The organism is Phyllobacterium endophyticum, assembly GCF_003010935.1.
Lineage (GTDB): Bacteria > Pseudomonadota > Alphaproteobacteria > Rhizobiales > Rhizobiaceae > Phyllobacterium > Phyllobacterium endophyticum.
Genome location: NZ_PGGN01000002.1, coordinates 550,292 through 567,680, shown reverse-complemented (window position 1 = coordinate 567,680; position 17,389 = coordinate 550,292). Strand labels below are relative to the sequence as shown.

Here is a 17,389-nt window from a genome sequence, read left to right as displayed (position 1 = left end):
CTCACTTTTTCTCCATCACGCATTGCAGCGGATGTTGGTTTTGCCGCGCATAGTCCATGACTTGGGTCATCTTGGACTCCGCGACCTCATAGGTAAAGACACCACATTCTCCGACCCCATGATTGTGCACATGGAGCATGATGCGTGTAGCGTCTTCTCTGTTCTTCTGGAAAAAACGCTCCAGGACGTGAATGACGAACTCCATGGGAGTGTAATCGTCGTTCAGAAGCAACACGCGATAGAGACTCGGCTTCTTAAGTTTGGGTTTGGTCCGGGTTATAACTGCCGTTCCCCGACCGGGGCCGTTGCCGCTTCCCTTGTCCTCATCCTGCATCTTGGGTGAAAACCGCTTCATCTCTTCCGATACCCGCATTCTCATAGTGTGTCGCTCTATGCATTCTATGTAGGTCGCTGCAGGCTGATTTTAAGCCCTCTCCTGAAGCTTGCAATATCAAGTTGCGGTTGCAAAGGCCGAATTGCTTCCGCTGGAATAAAAAAAGCCCGGTTGCGAGTGGCAACCGGGTTTTTTTTGTAAGGACGAAGTAGATAGTCTTTACTTCCTTACTTTAGCCACGGCTGCCTCATAGGGCTTGTACGCTTCCCTGGCGAGATCGGCATACAGCTCGCCAAACTTGGTCGCCTGGGCAATAAAGGCTTCGTAGGCCTTCTTTGAGAACGCGCTGTGAGTCTGGAATATTTGTTCAGGCGATTTCGTGGAAGCTAGCTTTTCGATAAGGGCACTACCCTCTTCGAACGATTTCTTCGAGTAATCTGCCGCTTCATTTGCAATGGTCTGCAATCCCTGGGTGAGCGCGGAGGCGCTCTTGATCGCGCTGGTGGCGAATTCCTTGCTGGACTCATTCAAGGTTTCGAACGGAGTGGCCATTTCGGATCCTTCCAATTGTTGAATTTTCTTATCCTGCAAGAGGTAGGGTGCGGTGCACAAAATGTCAAATTCCTGCTGCACTGCAATATTCGCCTAAAATTTAGACCAAATCTTGCGGAAAAGGTGAACGGCCCGGTTACCATAAACAGTTTGGTAACGCTGATGCGACTAAAGTCCATGAAATCGCTCTGATGCAACAGGGGCATCAGGAAAGTTCTACGCGCATATTCGAGCAGGTGTTGATTGTGCATTATAAGGCCCGCCAAGGTTCCAGCTACGTACAAAGATTGGCTTATGCATTCCTGGCTCTGGCGCTGGGCGCCGGCATAAATGTCGCTGAAGCGCCCATGGCGGCGGCCGCGTCCAAGCAAGCCGCCATTGTGGTAGACGCCAATACCGGCAAGACGCTCTACTCGTCCAATGCTGACGCACAGCGCTATCCGGCATCCCTGACAAAAATGATGACCCTCTATATGCTGTTCGACGCCATGGCTTCCGGCAAGGTTTCCAAGTCGACGCCCATTCCAGTCTCGGCGTTTGCTGCCTCGCAGCCCCCAACGAAGATTGGTTTCAAACCGGGCCAGACGATCAGCGCCGAGGCAGCGATACTATCCCTCATCACCAAGTCGGCGAATGATTCCGCAACGGCAATCGCCGAGTTTCTCGGCGGCTCGGAGCAGCGTTTCGCGGTCATGATGACCAACAGGGCGCGCCAACTCGGCATGCGCAACACCCAGTTCCGCAACGCGAATGGTCTGCCGGATCCGCAGCAGCATTCTTCCGCGCGCGACCTTGCCTTGTTGGGCGTTGCCCTTCGCGAGCACTTTCCGCAATATTACGCATATTTCTCCACCCGCAGTTTCAGCTATCGCGGCCGCCGCATTGTTGGTCACAATCGTCTTCTCGGCAAGATTCAGGGCGTCGATGGCATCAAGACCGGCTATACTCGTGCTTCCGGTTTCAACCTGGTTTCGTCGGTCAACACTGACGGCAAGAAGCTCGTCGCAGTCGTCATGGGCGGGTCGAGCACACCGGCGCGCGATGCGCAGATGGCCAGCCTGATCGCCAAGTATCTTCCGGCGGCATCGCGCCGCGACGGTGGCAACCTTATCGCGTCACGCAAGAACAGCAAGGTCGAGGTCGCAGCGCTTGAACTTCCAGCGAGCGACGAAGCACCCATACCGGTTCAGCGCGAACAGGTAGAAATTCAGCAGCCTGCCGAAGTCGTGACGGCTTATGCAGAGCCCGCAGCCGCCCAGTCGCCGGCCGAACGCATCTTGAATGTCCCTGCCCCCGAGCCAAAAGCTGAAATCGGCGAAGGTGACGTGGATGAAGTTGATCCCGTAACCACCGCATCGGCATCGCCAGGCGGTTGGATGGTGCAAATCGGATCGACCGGCAGCCCGGAGGATGCCAAGACCCTGCTGTCCAAGGCCGCCGCGCAGGTTGGCGGTCCGATTGCCGGGCTCTCGCCCTATACGGAAAAATTCCAGAAGGGCTCAACCACCTATCATCGTGCGCGCTTTGCCGGCATCACCTCGGCCAAGGCGGCCAACAATGCCTGCGCCGCGCTCAAGCGCCAGAAATTCAACTGCTTTGCGATTGCTCCCCAGTCGTAAGGCAGGCGATCCGAAAGACCCCGATTTGTATAGCGTAAAGGGTTTTGCGAATGTCCAGTACCACTGAAACTCACAGCACAGCTGATCTGACAGCCAGAGAAACCAAGCCATTTTTCGGCGGCATGCATGCCCTTCAACAGGCCGCGATGAAGATTGCTGATCTGCGGCGGGGCAACTCCGCTTTCAAGACGATGGACCTGGTGAACGTTCTGCTTTGTCAAGCTGCTCGCACGCGTCGCGCCGCCATGCCGCCGGTACGGCTGCGACTGCGCTCGGCTAATCGCAATGGCGTGTCGGCCGTGCGGCTAAGGGTCTCCTGAGCGCTCTAAAGCAATCCTAGAGCAGCAAGCTCATTGCGCAGCTCTGGCGGCAGTTTCGCCCGCCCGATCTTGCCGTGTCCCTCGTCGAAGGGCGCGTCTTCGCTGGTCAGATAACGCCAGCCCTGAAAGGCTCGGCGTGGCTGCCATTCCGTGGCGATTATGCGCGGGTCCAGCACCAGGTGACAGCGTGAAATACCTTCATCATCGGTAAAGGTCCTGATATCCGTCAGTTGCTGGCGGCACTGGATGTTGCCCTTGATCACCCAGTAGAGCGATCCGCCATCGAGCAGTTCCTCGGCGCGCTTTGGTACCATGCGCGTGGTATGAAATTGTTCAGCTGGCAGCCCTGCCCGTCTGCGCTCGTCGAGCTTGAAATCAATCCACGCCGCGAGTTCTTCGATCGCGCTACAACCGACACAGAGTTTTACGAGGTTAAGGGCCATGGCAAAGCATTTACGCTTTCAGGTTGTGGCGTCAACCATGATGGCGGCTTCTCCACAAGCGCCGTAAAGACCTATTGAGAATTCAGCGTGATGAGTTAGCTGGTGCGGTTTTCGAGAACCGGAGCGCAGCGGAGTTGATGGTCCGTGAGCACCGGAAGCGCAGAAAATCGCGTCAGATAACCATCAGGCTGGATTGGCAAAGGTCTTTCAGCACTCCACTACATTGACGGCCAACCCGCCAAGACTTGTCTCCTTGTAGCGCTCGTTCATGTCGACACCGGTCTGCCGCATGGTTTCGATACAGGCATCGAGCGGCACAAAATGGGTGCCGTCCCCCTTGACCGCCAGCGAAGCAGCCGTGACGGCCTTTACCGCACCGAGCGCGTTGCGCTCTATACAAGGCACCTGCACCAGACCGGCAACAGGATCGCAGGTCATGCCAAGATGATGTTCCAGTGCGATCTCGGCAGCGTTTTCAATCTGCTCGGGCGAGCCGCCCAGCACTGCGGCCAAGCCGGCCGCTGCCATGGCGGATGCAGAACCGACTTCGCCCTGGCAACCGACCTCCGCTCCCGAGATCGAAGCATTGGTCTTGATCACACCGCCTATGGCAGCCGAGGTCAAGAGGAAGTCGCGAATGCCGTTGTCGTCGGCATCGTCGTGGAAATGCAGATAGTAGCGCAGAACCGCCGGGACCACGCCGGCAGCACCATTGGTAGGCGCCGTCACAACGCGTCCGCCCGCCGCATTCTCCTCGTTGACAGCCATCGCATAGACGGAAAGCCAATCATTTGCGAGCAGCGGGTTGATCCGGTTCTGCCGCCATTCTTCCTGCAAGCGGTCATGAAGATAGCGCGCACGGCGTTTGACCTTTAGACCGCCCGGCATGATGCCTTCCTGCTCAAGGCCACGATCTATACACGAGCGCATTGCGGCCCAGACCCTGTCGAGGCCCGCGTTCAGCTCATCGCGGCTCATGAAGACTTCTTCATTGCTGCGTTTCATTTCGGCGATGGAAAGCCCACTTTCCCTCGCCATGCTCATCATCTCTGCGGCATTCTTGAACGGGTAAGGAACCGGATGCTCCGGTTTCGGCGCGGTGCGTGTTTTCGCTGCCTCGAGTTCTTCCTCAGTCACCACGAAACCGCCGCCGACCGAGTAAAAAATACGGCGCAACAACAGCCGGTCGTCGACGTCATAAGCTTCGAAGGCCATGCCATTGGCGTGACCGGGCAGCGGCGTGCGCCGGTCCATGATGAGGTCCGTGGAAGGGTCGAAGCGGTAGGAGGGATGACCTTCGGGCGAAATGCGTTTGGTCTGCTTCACGGTCTCAAGCAATGCGTCCATTTCGTTCGGATCGATCGTGGCTGGCAGCAGACCGCACAAGCCAAGAATGACAGCGCGGTCCGTCGCATGACCAATACCGGTAAACGCCAACGATCCGTGCAGATGCACGCGCAGCCGGTCGACCTTGATCCCGGTCGGTCGCGGCCATTGCCCGCTCTTCAGTTCCTCAAGAAACAGACTGCCGGCTGTCATTGGCCCCATCGTATGGGAACTCGAAGGACCAATGCCGATTTTATACAGATCGAAAACCGACAGAAACATCTGACCACCTTTTCCGGGCGAAGTATTCGCGGCCTATAATGGTCGCTCGCCACCGGTTCCCGCAGCTCGGCACCGACTTCACCTTGCGTTTCTACGACATAGGCCAGCCGGCGCGAAAGTCAAAGAAAAAGCCGCTGAACCCATAGGTCACCCGGATTTGCCAGCCGGTCAAATTCACGTACATTCCCGTCAGTTGTCGCATCACAGAGAAATCCAATGGTATCTGCCCCCAACACATCCTATTGGCTCGACATCCTTGCCCTCGCCTGGTTTTTCACGGTCTGGGTTCTCTATTCTCACACAACCGCAAACGGGTTCGCGGGCAGGAAATCCCTGACCTATGAGATGAACCAGGCGCGACGCCAATGGATGGCGACAATGTCGACACGCGAGCTCCGCATGATCGACACGAGCATCATGATCGGCCTCCAGCAGGGCACGGGCTTCTTCGCATCGACTTCGATTCTGGCGATAGGCGGCTGCTTTGGTCTGCTGAATTCGTCCGGTCGCGTTCTGACGCTGTTTCACGACCTGCCATTCCTGGGCGACACGACTCAACAATTGTTCGAGACCAAAATCCTGGGACTCCTCGTTTTGTTCGCCTATGCATTCTTCAAGTTCGCGTGGTCATATCGTCTCTTCAACTATTGCTCGATCCTTATCGGCAGTGTGCCCATGGCGCGCGACAAGGGCCCGGATGATCCGATTGTCGTTGCGGGAATCAACCGGGCCGCGGGTATAAATATTCAGGCAGGTGAGCACTTCAACAGCGGCTTGCGCGGGATTTTCTTCTCCATCGGCTATCTTGGATGGTTTTTGCATCCGCTGCTGTTCATGCTCACGACGACGTTGGTTGCCATCGTGCTTTTGAGGCGTCAGTTCTTTTCAAGGGCGCGCGAGGTCCTGATGAAGAACAGCGTTGCGGACCTATAGGCCGCGCGGCAGGTACCGCCAGACGAACATCGCCGTGAATACCATCAGCAGGGCGAGCGCGATGAATATCGAGCCGAGATGGAAAAAAGTCAGGATGATCGAGTAGAAGAAAGCCGGCAGTATCTCCGAGAAATCAAGGTAGGTTCGATAGACCGCCGTCATCTGCGCCCGCTCATGCGGGTGGACTGCACGGATGAATGTCGTTGAGCCAAGCGTGTCGATAGCCACGCAGAAGAAGGCTCCGAAGAGCAGCATGATCGCCGCCGCCATTGGGAATCTTTCGCCGGCGATTCCCGCACCTAGAAGCGCCACGGCAAGCAATATGAACACACCGGAGATCGTACGCGTCAGACCCTTGGCCATGCCCACCTTTCCCCACAGGATCGAACCGAGCAGAAAAAGGTTGCCCAGTGACACCAATAGCCCGCCGGCAAGGTTTCCCTGTCCCGTCGCCACCATGAGAATAGGTCCATAGACGAAGAAAGTGCTCCAGTAGCATGAGCGGGAAAAGGCGATCAGCCACGCCAGGCGCAATCTCGGCTGCACGACGAAACGGCGCACGTTGGCGATTGGATTGGCCGGGCGGCTGGGCCCTCTTTTCAGCGCCGGATTGTCGCTGAGGCGGAAATACCAGAACAGCGAGAGCAGCAGCAGCGAAAAACATATCGACAGGATGAAAGGCGCTACCATTCCAACGCTTGTATAGAGCAGTACCCCGAGAAAAGGTCCTGCCGTCCAGGCGAGTGTCGCAGTCGCCATGCGCACCGACTCCGCACGGACCAGTTCACCCTTCTTGATATGATCCATGATGTAGAGGCTGAGTGTGATCGACAAGGTGCCGGAACCGAACGTGCGCAGGAACAGCCCGGCCGCCTGTCCCGGCAGCGTATCGAGCGCAAAGGCGCAGCACCCGAGCATCAGCGATGCGGTTCCGGCGGTGTAGACCCAGCGGCGCGGTATTCGCACAATCAGCAGCGGGATCGAGAGGGTCGAAACCAGCCCGAGCAAAGACATGCAGGTATAGAGGATACTGACGCCCCGCTCACTTTGTACAAGATCGTAGGTCTGGATCGGCACGACGCTGGTGATGATCGCCCGCGCCATAGATTCGATACCAAAGAGGATAGCGAAAACCCGCGCCGTCGGACGCTTGGCCGTGGTAATCCAGATTGGATAGCGAACCTGATTGATCACGTGGATGACTTTGGGGAAGTGATTCGAGCGTCACCGGAGTTTCGGCTTCGCAAGTTGTGATGGCAGTCAATCAAGCGACATAATATGTCCGTTTCGCAGAAACGGCTGAAACCGCGTGACAAAAACTTCTTCCGTTTGTCGGCCAAGGCAATGGATTTTGCGGCCCAACTCACCTAGCTTGTGCCGATTGCCCTAACCTCCGAGTTTCCATTTTATGATTCAAGCCGATACCTCGACTGCGCCATCGAAACCACGGCTCGGCAAACTCGATGTCCTGCGTGGTATCGCCCTCGTGGCCATGGCCACCTATCATACGGGCTGGGATTTCGAGTTTTTTGGCTACCTTGAACCCGGCACGACCGGCCATGGTGCGTGGAAACTATATGCCAGGATCATCGCGTCGACATTTCTGGTCCTCGTCGGCTTCAGCCTCTTCCTTGCGCACGGGCGCGGCATTCGCTGGCGCAGGTTTGGAATTCGATTGGCTCAGATCGTCGTGGCAGCTTTGGCGATCACGCTCGCAACGATGTATTTCACCCCTGGAAGTTTTGTATTCTTCGGTATTCTGCACCAAATTGCAGTCGCCAGTGTTCTTGGGTTGCTTTTCCTGCGTCTGCCGGCGTTCATCGTCGCCGCTGCCGCGGCGGCGGTCATCGCCCTTCCGCATTATTTCGTCTCTCCCACCTTCGACGCGCCGATATTCTGGCCGCTCGGCCTCTCCGAAATCATCATAAAGTCAAACGATTACGTCCCGATCTTCCCGTGGTTCGGCGCCGTTCTTGCCGGCGTGGCGCTCGCCAAGACGATGCAATATTTCGGCGCGATCGAATTGCTTGCCGGAAACATCACTCCATCCTGGCTAGATCGCGGTCTGCGTTTCATCGGCAGGCACAGCCTTGCCTTTTACCTGATCCACCAACCGGTGATCATCGCTTGCGTTTTTCTTGTTTCGCAACTATCCCCGCCGTCGGTTCCAGCACCACGCGAGGTCTTCGGCAGGGCCTGTGTCCAGAGTTGCCAGAACGACAATGACAAGGCTTTTTGCGAGAAGTTTTGCGATTGCGTCATCGGCCAGACCGAAGCGCAGGGCATCTTCGAGGAAATGTTCGCGGGAAAGCGCGATCAGAACGATCCGCAGATGCAGCAGATCGCCGGCGTCTGCACGCAGCAGAACCTGCCCTAGTTCGCGTAGATTAGGTGTGCTGAGATTCGCGATCGTGACAAGGCGAAAACGGTGGTTTTCGAGAAGCGGAGCGGAGCGTACTTATAGTACGTGAGCACCGGATCGCAGAAAAACGCCGTTTGCAGACCGTCATGGCGTGAATATCAGCACATCCTAGGTGTTTACGCCCAACTCAGCCAAACGCTCTATACAACCTTCTTCGACCTGATCGAGTTCAGCCAGTGTTTCCTCGATATCCCTGCGCTTCTGGCGCAGCTCTGCGCGCCTTTCCTCGACGCGCTTCATCATCAGATGCAGCTGTCCCATTTCACCGGGCGGCTCCTTGTACATCTGGATGATTTCTTGAATTTCGGCGATCGAAAAACCGAGCCGTTTGCCGCGTAATATCTGCTTGAGCAAATGCCGGTCGGACGGCCGGAACAGCCGCGTACGTCCGCGTCGGACCGGGTGGATCAAATCCTCGTCCTCATAGAATCGCAACGTGCGCGTCGACACGCCGAATTCCCGTGTCAGTTCGGTGATGGTGTAATACTCGCGCATGCAGTCACAGCCCCTCGTCATATATCAATGTTGTGCTCACGCAATTACGTAAAAGTCAATTGCACGATTGTACTCGGTTGTGAACTTAAGTCCAATCGTTCTGCAACAGCTGTTACCTGAAGCCGAACCACCAAGTCGCAAGGCCAAGAAACGATGAAAAACCAACCACATCGGTTACCGTGGTAACGAACACCGCGGAAGCTATCGCCGGATCTGCCCCGAAGCGGTGCAACAACAGGGGAATCAATATACCGCCAAGTGCGGCGGCAAGCATGTTGATGATCATCGCCGCTGCGATGATTCCGCCGATGTTGACGTTGGTGAACCACAAACCGGCGACGACGCCGATCATTATGGCGAAAATAACGCCATTGATCAGCCCCACGAAGGCTTCACGCCGGATGATCCGGCCGGCGTTGTAAATGTCCATGTCGCGTGTCGCAAGAGCGCGAACGGTCACGGTCATCGTCTGCGTGCCCGCATTGCCACCCATCGAAGCCACGATCGGCATGAGCACTGCCAATGCAACCATCTGCTGGATCGTTCCGTCGAAGAGCCCGATCACCGAGGCCGAGAGAAAAGCCGTAAACAGGTTGATCACAAGCCAGGGTGTACGGGAGCGCGACGTCGACAGAACCGAGTCAGACAACTCTTCGTCGCCGACGCCGCCAAGACGCAGGATGTCTTCCTCGGCCTCTTCCTGAATGACGTCGACGATGTTCTCGATCGTCAGAACACCGACAAGCCGGTCATTTTCATCCACGACAGCAGCCGACAGGAGATCGTATTGCTCGAAAATCTGGGCCGCTTCTTCCTGGTCCATCGTCGCCGGAATTGCGTGGCGCGTTTCGTGCATGATCTCGTCGATCTTGACATCGCGCCGCGTACGCAGGATGCGATCGAGGTCAATAGCCCCCAAAAGACGAAACATCGGATCGATGACGAATATCTGGGAAAAGGATTCGGGCAGATCGTCGTTCTCGCGCATGTAGTCGATGGTCTGGCCGACGGTCCAGAATGGCGGCACCGCAACGAATTCCGTCTGCATGCGGCGGCCGGCTGTCTCCTCCGGATAGCCAAGGGAGCGGCGTAGTCGAACCCGTTCGGTGAAAGGCAGCTGCGCCAGGATCTCGTCGCGATCCTCCTGCTCGAGATCTTCGAGAATGTAGACTGCATCGTCGGAATCGAGTTCCTGGACGCCTTCGGCGATCTGCCGGTTAGGCATTGCATCGACGATTTCGAGGCGAACCGCCTCGTCGACTTCGGTCAGCGCGGCAAAATCGAACTCATCGCCGAGAAGCTCGACGAGCGCTCTGCGTTGATCGGGTTGCAGGGCCTCGAGAACGTGGCCGAGTTCCGACTGATGGAGCTTGCCCACGTGCGAGCGGAGAAACAGAACATCCCGGTCGGCGATGGCGGCGCCGACACGCGCCAGATAGGAGGTGCGGACAGCACCATCCTCACCGTAGATATCAACGGCATCATCGTCAGGTGCGAATTCGGGGAGAGTTTCTGGTTCCATGTATCCGCACCTGCCTTCCTGACAAATATGGCGTCTCGTCAGTTAAAACTCAGTGTCCGTTTGGAAAAGACGCTACGCTGAGTCGGATGGCGCGGTTTACGAGAACCGGAGCTCAGCGTACATCAAGTACGTGAGCACCGGAAGCGCAGAAAATCGCGTCAGATGACCGTCGCACGTTTCAAACCGGCATTCAGGCAGCGCTGTCTTCCCAGCCGCTGATTGCCTTCACCTCCAGGAAATCCTCGATCCCGAAGTGTCCGCCTTCCCGTCCTATGCCCGAGTGCTTGTAGCCGCCGAAAGGCGCATCAGCCGCATGTTCGGCGCCATTTATCCGAACCATGCCCGCACGCAACTGCTTTGACACACGCTTGATTCGCTCGCGGTCTCCCGACTGGATGTAGGCAGCCAGCCCATAAGGCGTGTCATTGGCGATTTCTACTGCCTCTTCCTCGGTGTCGAATGGAATTATGGCGAGCACCGGACCGAAAATTTCCTCGCGGGCAATCGTCATCTCATTGTTCACGTCGGCGAAAACGGTCGGACGTACGTAGTAACCACGATTGAATCCTTCAGGGCGTCCAGTACCGCCGGCAATCAGGCGCGCACCTTCCTTGATGCCCTGCTCGATCAGACCCTGAACCTTGTTGAACTGCAACTCCGAAACGAGCGGCCCCATGTGATCGCCGTCCTGCGAGGGATCGCCGACCTTGGTTGCCTTCGCGGTCTCGGCGGCGATCTCAGTCGCCTTGTCATAAACCGAGCGTTCGACGAGCATGCGCGTCGGCGCGTTGCACGATTGGCCTGTATTGTTGAATACATGCTCGACGCCGCGTTTGACCGCAGCTTCCACGTCCGCATCCGCAAACACGATGTTCGGCGACTTGCCGCCAAGTTCCAGGGATACACGCTTGACCGTATCGGCTGCTGCCTTGGTCACGGCAATTCCGGCCCGGGTGGAGCCTGTGAACGACATCATGTCGATCTCAGGATGGGCGGACATTACTGCACCAACAGTCGGACCATCGCCATTGACGAGGTTGAACACACCTGCCGGAAGGCCCGATGCGTCGACCATTTCCGCGAAGATCACCGAAGAGATGGGCGCGATCTCGGAAGGCTTGAGAATAACCGTGCATCCTGCGGCGATCGCGGGGACTACCTTCAGGACCACCTGGTTCATCGGCCAGTTCCACGGCGTAATCAGACCGCAGACACCGATCGGCTCATAGGCGATCCGAACGGTTCCGCCATGGCCATTCAACGGCCGCTCGAATTCGAAGTTCTTCAATGCCTGGATGAAGGCCTCGATGTGACCCGTGCCTGATGCCGCCTGTTCGTCCAGCGCCATTTTGATCGGCGCGCCCATTTCGGACGAAATAGCCTTGGCCATGTCGGCGATGCGCGACTTATAGACGGCGAGCAGGCGTTCCAGCCAGGCCAGTCGCTCTTCGCGGCTGGTCTCGCTCCACGTGGTGAATGCCTTGCGCGCGGCAGAAACGGCCTTGTCCACATCCGCTTCAGAGCCAAGCGAAATAACGGCAAAAGGCTGCTCATCGGCTGGATTGATCACCTCAAGCTCTTTCGCTGATACCGGCGCTATCCACTTTCCGTCGATGTAGAAATCGGTCTTGCGAAGCATGGTCTTTCTCCTGCCTGTGGTTCTCTGATTGTCGTTGATTCAGCGCCGGATAGTATTGGCGTGCGTTCCATTGAGTGTGTAGCGGATGATTGGCGTTGCGGCCAACAGGAATATCGAACAATGAGGCTAAAATAGCGGCGTTTCGGGCTTAAGGGATTTTGCGTCAGTACGAGTCGACGATGGTAGATTGCGAACACCGGAGCGCAGTGACTTCGGGTTCATGAGCACCAGCCACAGAAAAACGCCATTTGCAGGCCGTTATGGCCTAAATGCTCGCGATAGCCGCAGGAAATTGCCCAGCATGGCGTGGCCATATTCCGTCAGCACGGATTCTGGATGAAACTGCACCCCAAAAGTCGGGTGACTTACATGGGCAAGCCCCATGATCTCGCCCGCACTGGATCGCGCCGTTACCGAAAGGTCGCTGCCATCGACGGACTCGACGATCAACGAGTGATAACGGCCAGCGCGGAACGGGCTCGGCAGCCCCTTGAAAATGTCTGTACCGTCGTGATCTATCGCTGATGAACGCCCATGCATCGGCTCCTGCGCTCGCACGACCTTGCCACCGAAAACTTCACCGATACACTGATGCCCAAGGCATATGCCGAGAATTGGCACCTGTCCGCTCAACCTCTCGATAATCTGCATCGAGTGCCCCGCTTCACGCGGTCCGCATGGCCCAGGCGAAACCACGATGGCATCAGGTCTCAGTTTCTCGACTTCCGCTGCGGTTATGGCGTCATTGCGCAGCACCTGAACTTCAACGCCCAGTTCCGTGAAGTACCGCGCCACAGTGAAAACGAAGGAATCGTAATTGTCGATGATCAGTATCATGGCGCAGCACCCTGATCGAACACTGCGAAGATGCGCACCGCCTTGTCCAGTGTTTCCTGGTATTCCGCAGCAGGGTCGGATAGCGCGGTGATGCCGCCGCCCGCCTGGAAGACGGCCTTCCCGCCTTGGAAAACCACCGTGCGAATGCCAATATTGCTATCGAAATTGCCGTTGAAGCCGATATAGCCGATTGAGCCGCAATAGACCCCTCGCGCCTCTCGTTCTATATCAGTGATGATTTCCATGGCCCGCAATTTTGGTGCGCCAGTGATCGAACCGCCGGGAAACGCCGCTCTGATCAAGTCCATCAAGGACTTGCCTTCCGCCAGCCTTCCGGTAACGACGGAAACCAGATGATGAACGCTCGCATAGGTTTCGAGACCGCAAAGGACCGGCGTCAGCACGGAATGCGGGCGGCAAACGCGGGAGAGATCGTTGCGCATCAAATCGACGATCATCAGGTTTTCCGCACGATCCTTCTCCGACTTGAGAAGAATGTCGGCGAGATTCTTGTCTTCATCGGAATCTGGGGATCGCGGCATCGTGCCTTTGATCGGACGCGTCTCGACCTGATCGCCTTTCACCGCAATGAAACGTTCCGGCGAACTCGACGCGATGACGATCTCGCCACGATCGAGATAGGCGGCAAAGGTCGCGGCATTGCGCTGGCGCAGCGCCTTGTAGAACGGCCAATGTGCGAACCCTTCGGGCAGGTCGGCGACAAATCGCTGGGCTATGTTTGCCTGGAAAATATCGCCGTCGAGAATATATTCCACCACCCTGGCAACGGATTGCATATATGCGTCGCGCTCGAAATTGGACTGCCATGACGATCGAGGGATTCTCTGTTCCTTGCCAGCCGTACCGTCCTGGTACAAATTCCCTTGCACCAGCTGCAGGAATTGTTCTGCACGCTCGACGCTCTTGCTGGTGCGGGCCGTAGCGTCTGTTTCCGGCAATCCGGATGACAAGAGCCAGACTTTGCCGGCCGCATGATCGAATGAAACGACCACATCGTAGAAATACCAGTCCGCATCCGGCATGGAGCCGTGCGCCGGCACTTCCGGCTGTGGCAAACGCTCCAGCAAGCGCCCGAATTCGTAGGAAAAATAGCCGATTGCACCTCCCTGGAACGCCGGAACACCGGGCTGATCCTCAAGCCGGTAAAAGTCGAGATAGTGCGACATCGCATCGAGCGGGTGCTGATGAAGCACTGTGCCGTTCCACCGCGCCACGCCGTTCTCGACGACAAGCCGACCAAATGGATCAGCCGCCACGTAGGAGTAACGTCCAAGGCTGTCGTGGCGCATGGCACTATCGAGAAAGCTCAACCCTCCGAGCGCACGCAATCTCTCTGCGGCTTCGACTGGCTCCAGCCATGGAATCTCACGAATGTGCAAACCACTCCTCCTTCAACCGCCCGCCGTTACTGGGGTCGGGTATATTGAGATTCGCGTCAGGGCGAGCCGGAAATGATGATTTTCGAGAACCGGAGCGCAGTGAACTTTTGGGTTCATGAGCACCGTATCGCAGAAAAGTGCCATTTGCAGGCCGTCCTGGCGTGAATATCAGTATATCCTAGCTCTTGCGCGTCGACAGAAGGATACTAGTCTCCGTGGAAGTGATTCCGTCAATATGGCGAATATCGCGCAGGGTTCGGTCGAAAGCCTCAAGCGTCTCGACCTCTATTTCGGCGACAATGTCCCAGCGGCCGTTCGTCGTGTGCAAAGCACGGATTTCCGGAAAGCCCTGCAATCGCCGCACAACCTTTTCCGCCGCCTGCCCCGCCACTTCGACCATGGCGACTGCGCGCACGCCGTAGAGGCCCGCGCCCGCCTTCAACGTTACGGTAAACCCCTGGATAGTGCCGTCTGTCGTCAGCTTGTCTATGCGCGCCCGCACCGTAGCGCGCGAAATGCCAAGGATCGTCGCCATGGACGAGACCGGCAGGCGGCAATCGTCGCGCAGGAGTGACAGCAATTTCCGGTCTACATCATCCATTGTCTTTCAATCTGGCAAATTTGACTGAGCAAAGTGCGCATCAGAATGCGCATATCTATCAGGATGCTGTCTTTTTGTCACCGCGCCGAGATGAGAATATAGCGCCGAAACGCGATATTATGTCTTCTGAGCGGGGGGTCCGGCGAGATTCGCGATCAGGACGTGCCGAAAATGGTGATTTTCGAGAACCGGAGCGCAGTGAACTTTGGTTCATGAGCACCGGCTCGCAGAAAAGCGCCGTTTGCAGGCCGTCATGGCGTGAATATCAACAGACCCAGAGAGTGGTGGTTGCTAATGAACATGCAGAGCAATTTCGAGGATACGCACAAGCAGAAGCTGACCGTCATCGGCGCGCCGATCGAAGAAGGCGCGAGTACGCTTGGGGCACTGATGGGTCCCGCTGCGCTTCGCACCGCCGGGCTCATAAGCATGCTCGAGGAGATCGGACATCCAGTCGAGGATCGCGGCGACCTGCGCTTGCCGAAAACATTGCCTGTCGTGCCGCCCGTGCAGGGCCTTGCGCATCATATCGAGAAAATCGCCGCTTGGTCGCGCCTCCTGTCCGCCGAGACCTATGACGCGATGAAGAACGGCACGTTACCCGTCATTCTTGGCGGCGACCACAGTCTCTCCATGGGTTCGATTGGCGGCATTGCCCGTTATTGCGAAGAACATGACCGCGAATTGTTCGTCCTTTGGCTCGACGCCCATTCCGATTTCAATACGCCCGCCACTTCACCGTCAGGCAACATGCATGGAATGTCGGCAGCCCTTCTTTGCCGCGAACCCGGCCTCGAAGGTGTGTTCGGAGATGAGCCGCATGGCTTCGTCAAGCCGGAGAACCTGCATCTCTTCGGCATTCGCTCGATCGACAAGACCGAACGCGTTCTCCTGCGTGAGCGCGGTATCGACGTGATCGACATGCGCCAGATCGATGAATTCGGTGTCTCGAAGCTGCTGCGCCGCATAATCGAGCGTGTACAGAAGGCCAACGGCATGCTTCACGTGAGTTTCGACGTGGACTTCATCGACCCGGCCTTTGCGCCTGGCGTCGGTACCACTGTTCCCGGCGGCGCCACCTACCGGGAGGCGCATCTCGTCATGGAGATGCTGCACGATTCCGGCATCGTCGGTTCGCTCGACCTTGTCGAACTCAACCCCTTTCTCGATGAACGCGGCAAGAGTGCCCTGCTCCTCGTCGATCTGGTTGCCAGCCTGTTCGGCCGGCAGATTTTTGACAAGCCGACATTAGCCGAACAGAGCGCCGCCGCTCTAGGGTCCGTTGAAATTCAGGTCGGGGCGAGCCGAAAATGACACTTTTCGAGGACCGGAGCGCAGTGAACTTTTGGGTTCATGAGCACCGGACCGCACAAAAGTGCCATTTGCAGGCCGTCTCGGCGTGAATATCGACAGACCCTGATGACATAATAGGAGGATACCTTGCTTCACACTGCCGCTGACCTGATATCGACAGAATCCCGCCTCGGGGCGCATAATTACAAGCCGCTCGACGTGGTGCTGGAGCGCGGCGAAGGCGTGCACGTGTGGGACATCGATGGCAACCGCTATCTCGATTGCCTCTCGGCCTACTCAGCTGTCAACCAGGGTCACTGTCATCCGAAAATCCTTGAAGCAATGGTCGAGCAGGCCGGCAAGCTTACGCTGACCTCGCGCGCATTCCGCAACGATCAGCTTGCACTGTTCTACGAGGAACTCGCCGCACTCACCGGCTCGCACAAGATCCTGCCGATGAACAGCGGAGCGGAAGCCGTCGAAACCGCCATCAAAGCCGTGCGCAAGTGGGGCTACGAGGTCAAGGGCGTCCCGGAAAACGCCGCAGAAATCATCGTCTGTTCGGATAATTTCCATGGCCGCACCATGGGTATCGTCGGCTTTAGCACCGATCCATCGGCTCGCGATAATTTCGGCCCGTTCGCTCCGGGCTTCAAGGTCGTGCCCTTCGGCGATATCGACGCTTTCAGCGCGGCCCTCACTCCCAACACAGTCGGTTTTCTTGTCGAACCGATCCAAGGCGAAGCCGGAGTTATCATTCCACCGAAAGGCTATTTCACCAAAGTGCGCGAACTGTGCACTGAGAATAACATCACGCTTATCCTTGATGAAATCCAGACGGGCCTTGGCCGCACCGGCGCTTTGCTCGCCGAAGCGCATGAAGGCATCGAAGCGGACGTGACACTGATCGGCAAGGCATTGTCCGGCGGCTTCTATCCTGTCTCGGCCGTGCTGTCGAACAGCGATGTCCTCGGCGTTCTCAAGCCCGGCCAGCACGGCAGCACCTTTGGCGGCAACCCGCTTGCCTGCGCCATCGCCCGCGCGGCGCTGCGCGTGCTCACCGAAGAAAACATGATCGAGAATTCCCGCATTGAGGGAGAATATTTCCTGGAGGAGCTTAAGGGCATTCGCAGCAATATCGTGCGCGAAGTGCGCGGGCGCGGGCTGATGCTGGCTGTCGAGCTTCATCCAGAAGCCGGGGGTGCCAACCGTTTCTGCTATGAGTTGAAAGCCCGCGGCATACTCGCCAAGGATACCCATGGCGATACGATCCGCATTGCACCGCCACTCGTCATCAAGCGCGATCAGGTCGATTGGGCGCTGGAGCAGTTCAATACGGTGCTCACCAGCATGAATTGAGACTGAGATTGG

The 17,389-nt window shown here is 57.2% G+C and carries 17 protein-coding genes; 6 read left to right on the top strand and 11 right to left on the bottom strand.

The features are described 5' to 3' along the window. Position 1: 1 nt before the first annotated feature. Positions 2-355, bottom strand: a complete 354-nt coding sequence (gene clpS / locus CU100_RS10810; RefSeq protein WP_106716584.1) for an ATP-dependent Clp protease adapter ClpS — start codon at positions 353-355, stop codon at positions 2-4. A gap of 198 nt (positions 356-553) precedes the next feature. Further along, positions 554-886 carry a phasin family protein gene (locus tag CU100_RS10805; RefSeq protein ID WP_106717223.1) on the bottom strand — a complete coding sequence of 111 codons (333 nt, stop codon included), beginning with the start codon at positions 884-886 and terminating at the stop codon, positions 554-556. Between the two features lie 191 nt (positions 887-1,077). Here CU100_RS10805 and CU100_RS10800 point away from each other — a divergent pair, with 191 nt between their 5' ends. Together CU100_RS10800 and CU100_RS10795 are read left to right on the top strand one after the other, a co-directional pair. Continuing rightward, positions 1,078-2,505 carry a D-alanyl-D-alanine carboxypeptidase gene (locus CU100_RS10800; protein ID WP_106716583.1) on the top strand — a complete coding sequence of 476 codons (1,428 nt, stop codon included), beginning with the start codon at positions 1,078-1,080 and terminating at the stop codon, positions 2,503-2,505. 50 nt (positions 2,506-2,555) lie between these two features. Then, complete coding sequence (locus CU100_RS10795; RefSeq protein ID WP_106716582.1) at positions 2,556-2,825, top strand: hypothetical protein; 270 nt, start codon at positions 2,556-2,558, stop codon at positions 2,823-2,825. Positions 2,826-2,830: 5 nt separating this feature from the next. Here CU100_RS10795 and CU100_RS10790 read toward each other — a convergent pair whose 3' ends face one another. Both CU100_RS10790 and CU100_RS10785 read right to left on the bottom strand, forming a co-directional pair. After that, a complete protein-coding gene (locus CU100_RS10790; protein ID WP_106716581.1) occupies positions 2,831-3,268 on the bottom strand; it encodes a DUF1489 family protein in 438 nt (145 codons plus the stop codon). 207 nt (positions 3,269-3,475) lie between these two features. Next, positions 3,476-4,876 carry an L-serine ammonia-lyase gene (locus tag CU100_RS10785; protein WP_106716580.1) on the bottom strand — a complete coding sequence of 467 codons (1,401 nt, stop codon included), beginning with the start codon at positions 4,874-4,876 and terminating at the stop codon, positions 3,476-3,478. A 216-nt stretch (positions 4,877-5,092) separates the two neighbouring features. Between CU100_RS10785 and CU100_RS10780 the strand changes: the two genes are divergently transcribed. Then, positions 5,093-5,809 (top strand): DUF599 domain-containing protein, encoded by a 717-nt coding sequence (locus CU100_RS10780; protein ID WP_106716579.1) that lies wholly within the window; start codon positions 5,093-5,095, stop codon positions 5,807-5,809. Here the strand turns inward: CU100_RS10780 and CU100_RS10775 are convergent. Then, complete coding sequence (locus tag CU100_RS10775) at positions 5,804-7,003, bottom strand: MFS transporter (RefSeq protein WP_106716578.1); 1,200 nt, start codon at positions 7,001-7,003, stop codon at positions 5,804-5,806. The genes CU100_RS10780 and CU100_RS10775 overlap by 6 nt on opposite strands. 214 nt (positions 7,004-7,217) lie before the next feature. On the opposite strand from CU100_RS10775, the gene CU100_RS10770 reads away from it, so the two are divergent. Then, positions 7,218-8,186: a DUF1624 domain-containing protein gene (locus CU100_RS10770; protein ID WP_106716577.1), complete on the top strand. Its 969-nt coding sequence runs from the start codon at positions 7,218-7,220 to the stop codon at positions 8,184-8,186. Positions 8,187-8,339: 153 nt separating this feature from the next. Here CU100_RS10770 and CU100_RS10765 read toward each other — a convergent pair whose 3' ends face one another. From CU100_RS10765 to CU100_RS10740, 6 genes are all read right to left on the bottom strand, one after another. Then, complete coding sequence (locus CU100_RS10765; RefSeq protein WP_106716576.1) at positions 8,340-8,726, bottom strand: MerR family transcriptional regulator; 387 nt, start codon at positions 8,724-8,726, stop codon at positions 8,340-8,342. 112 nt (positions 8,727-8,838) lie between these two features. Further along, the gene (gene mgtE, locus CU100_RS10760) at positions 8,839-10,248 is read right to left on the bottom strand and encodes a magnesium transporter (protein WP_106716575.1); all 1,410 of its coding nucleotides are present in this window, start codon (positions 10,246-10,248) and stop codon (positions 8,839-8,841) included. A 190-nt stretch (positions 10,249-10,438) separates the two neighbouring features. After that, positions 10,439-11,887 (bottom strand): aldehyde dehydrogenase family protein, encoded by a 1,449-nt coding sequence (locus tag CU100_RS10755; RefSeq protein ID WP_106716574.1) that lies wholly within the window; start codon positions 11,885-11,887, stop codon positions 10,439-10,441. 258 nt (positions 11,888-12,145) lie between these two features. Then, entirely contained in the window at positions 12,146-12,724 is a 579-nt protein-coding gene (locus CU100_RS10750) for an anthranilate synthase component II (RefSeq protein ID WP_106716573.1), read from the bottom strand. Further along, positions 12,721-14,124: an aminodeoxychorismate synthase component I gene (pabB, locus tag CU100_RS10745; protein WP_106716572.1), complete on the bottom strand. Its 1,404-nt coding sequence runs from the start codon at positions 14,122-14,124 to the stop codon at positions 12,721-12,723. The genes CU100_RS10750 and pabB overlap by 4 nt, the downstream gene beginning before the upstream one ends. 178 nt (positions 14,125-14,302) lie before the next feature. Further along, positions 14,303-14,725 carry an Lrp/AsnC family transcriptional regulator gene (locus CU100_RS10740; protein WP_106716571.1) on the bottom strand — a complete coding sequence of 141 codons (423 nt, stop codon included), beginning with the start codon at positions 14,723-14,725 and terminating at the stop codon, positions 14,303-14,305. A 294-nt stretch (positions 14,726-15,019) separates the two neighbouring features. Between CU100_RS10740 and rocF the strand changes: the two genes are divergently transcribed. Further along, positions 15,020-16,039: an arginase gene (gene rocF / locus CU100_RS10735; protein WP_106716570.1), complete on the top strand. Its 1,020-nt coding sequence runs from the start codon at positions 15,020-15,022 to the stop codon at positions 16,037-16,039. 126 nt (positions 16,040-16,165) lie between these two features. Further along, positions 16,166-17,377: an ornithine--oxo-acid transaminase gene (rocD, locus tag CU100_RS10730; RefSeq protein WP_170113796.1), complete on the top strand. Its 1,212-nt coding sequence runs from the start codon at positions 16,166-16,168 to the stop codon at positions 17,375-17,377. Positions 17,378-17,389: the final 12 nt, after the last annotated feature.

Bases quoted from the DNA above. Each gene is read 5' to 3' on its own strand.
- CU100_RS10750 (WP_106716573.1), bottom strand. From the start codon at position 12,724: ATGATACTGATCATCGACAATTACGATTCCTTCGTTTTCACTGTGGCG.
- CU100_RS10780 (WP_106716579.1), top strand. From the start codon at position 5,093: ATGGTATCTGCCCCCAACACATCCTATTGGCTCGACATCCTTGCCCTC.
- CU100_RS10785 (WP_106716580.1), bottom strand. From the start codon at position 4,876: ATGTTTCTGTCGGTTTTCGATCTGTATAAAATCGGCATTGGTCCTTCG.
- CU100_RS10795 (WP_106716582.1), top strand. From the start codon at position 2,556: ATGTCCAGTACCACTGAAACTCACAGCACAGCTGATCTGACAGCCAGA.
- CU100_RS10755 (WP_106716574.1), bottom strand. From the start codon at position 11,887: ATGCTTCGCAAGACCGATTTCTACATCGACGGAAAGTGGATAGCGCCG.
- CU100_RS10800 (WP_106716583.1), top strand. From the start codon at position 1,078: ATGCAACAGGGGCATCAGGAAAGTTCTACGCGCATATTCGAGCAGGTG.
- CU100_RS10765 (WP_106716576.1), bottom strand. From the start codon at position 8,726: ATGCGCGAGTATTACACCATCACCGAACTGACACGGGAATTCGGCGTG.
- CU100_RS10790 (WP_106716581.1), bottom strand. From the start codon at position 3,268: ATGGCCCTTAACCTCGTAAAACTCTGTGTCGGTTGTAGCGCGATCGAA.
- mgtE (WP_106716575.1), bottom strand. From the start codon at position 10,248: ATGGAACCAGAAACTCTCCCCGAATTCGCACCTGACGATGATGCCGTT.
- rocF (WP_106716570.1), top strand. From the start codon at position 15,020: ATGAACATGCAGAGCAATTTCGAGGATACGCACAAGCAGAAGCTGACC.
- CU100_RS10740 (WP_106716571.1), bottom strand. From the start codon at position 14,725: ATGGATGATGTAGACCGGAAATTGCTGTCACTCCTGCGCGACGATTGC.
- CU100_RS10770 (WP_106716577.1), top strand. From the start codon at position 7,218: ATGATTCAAGCCGATACCTCGACTGCGCCATCGAAACCACGGCTCGGC.
- clpS (WP_106716584.1), bottom strand. From the start codon at position 355: ATGAAGCGGTTTTCACCCAAGATGCAGGATGAGGACAAGGGAAGCGGC.
- CU100_RS10805 (WP_106717223.1), bottom strand. From the start codon at position 886: ATGGCCACTCCGTTCGAAACCTTGAATGAGTCCAGCAAGGAATTCGCC.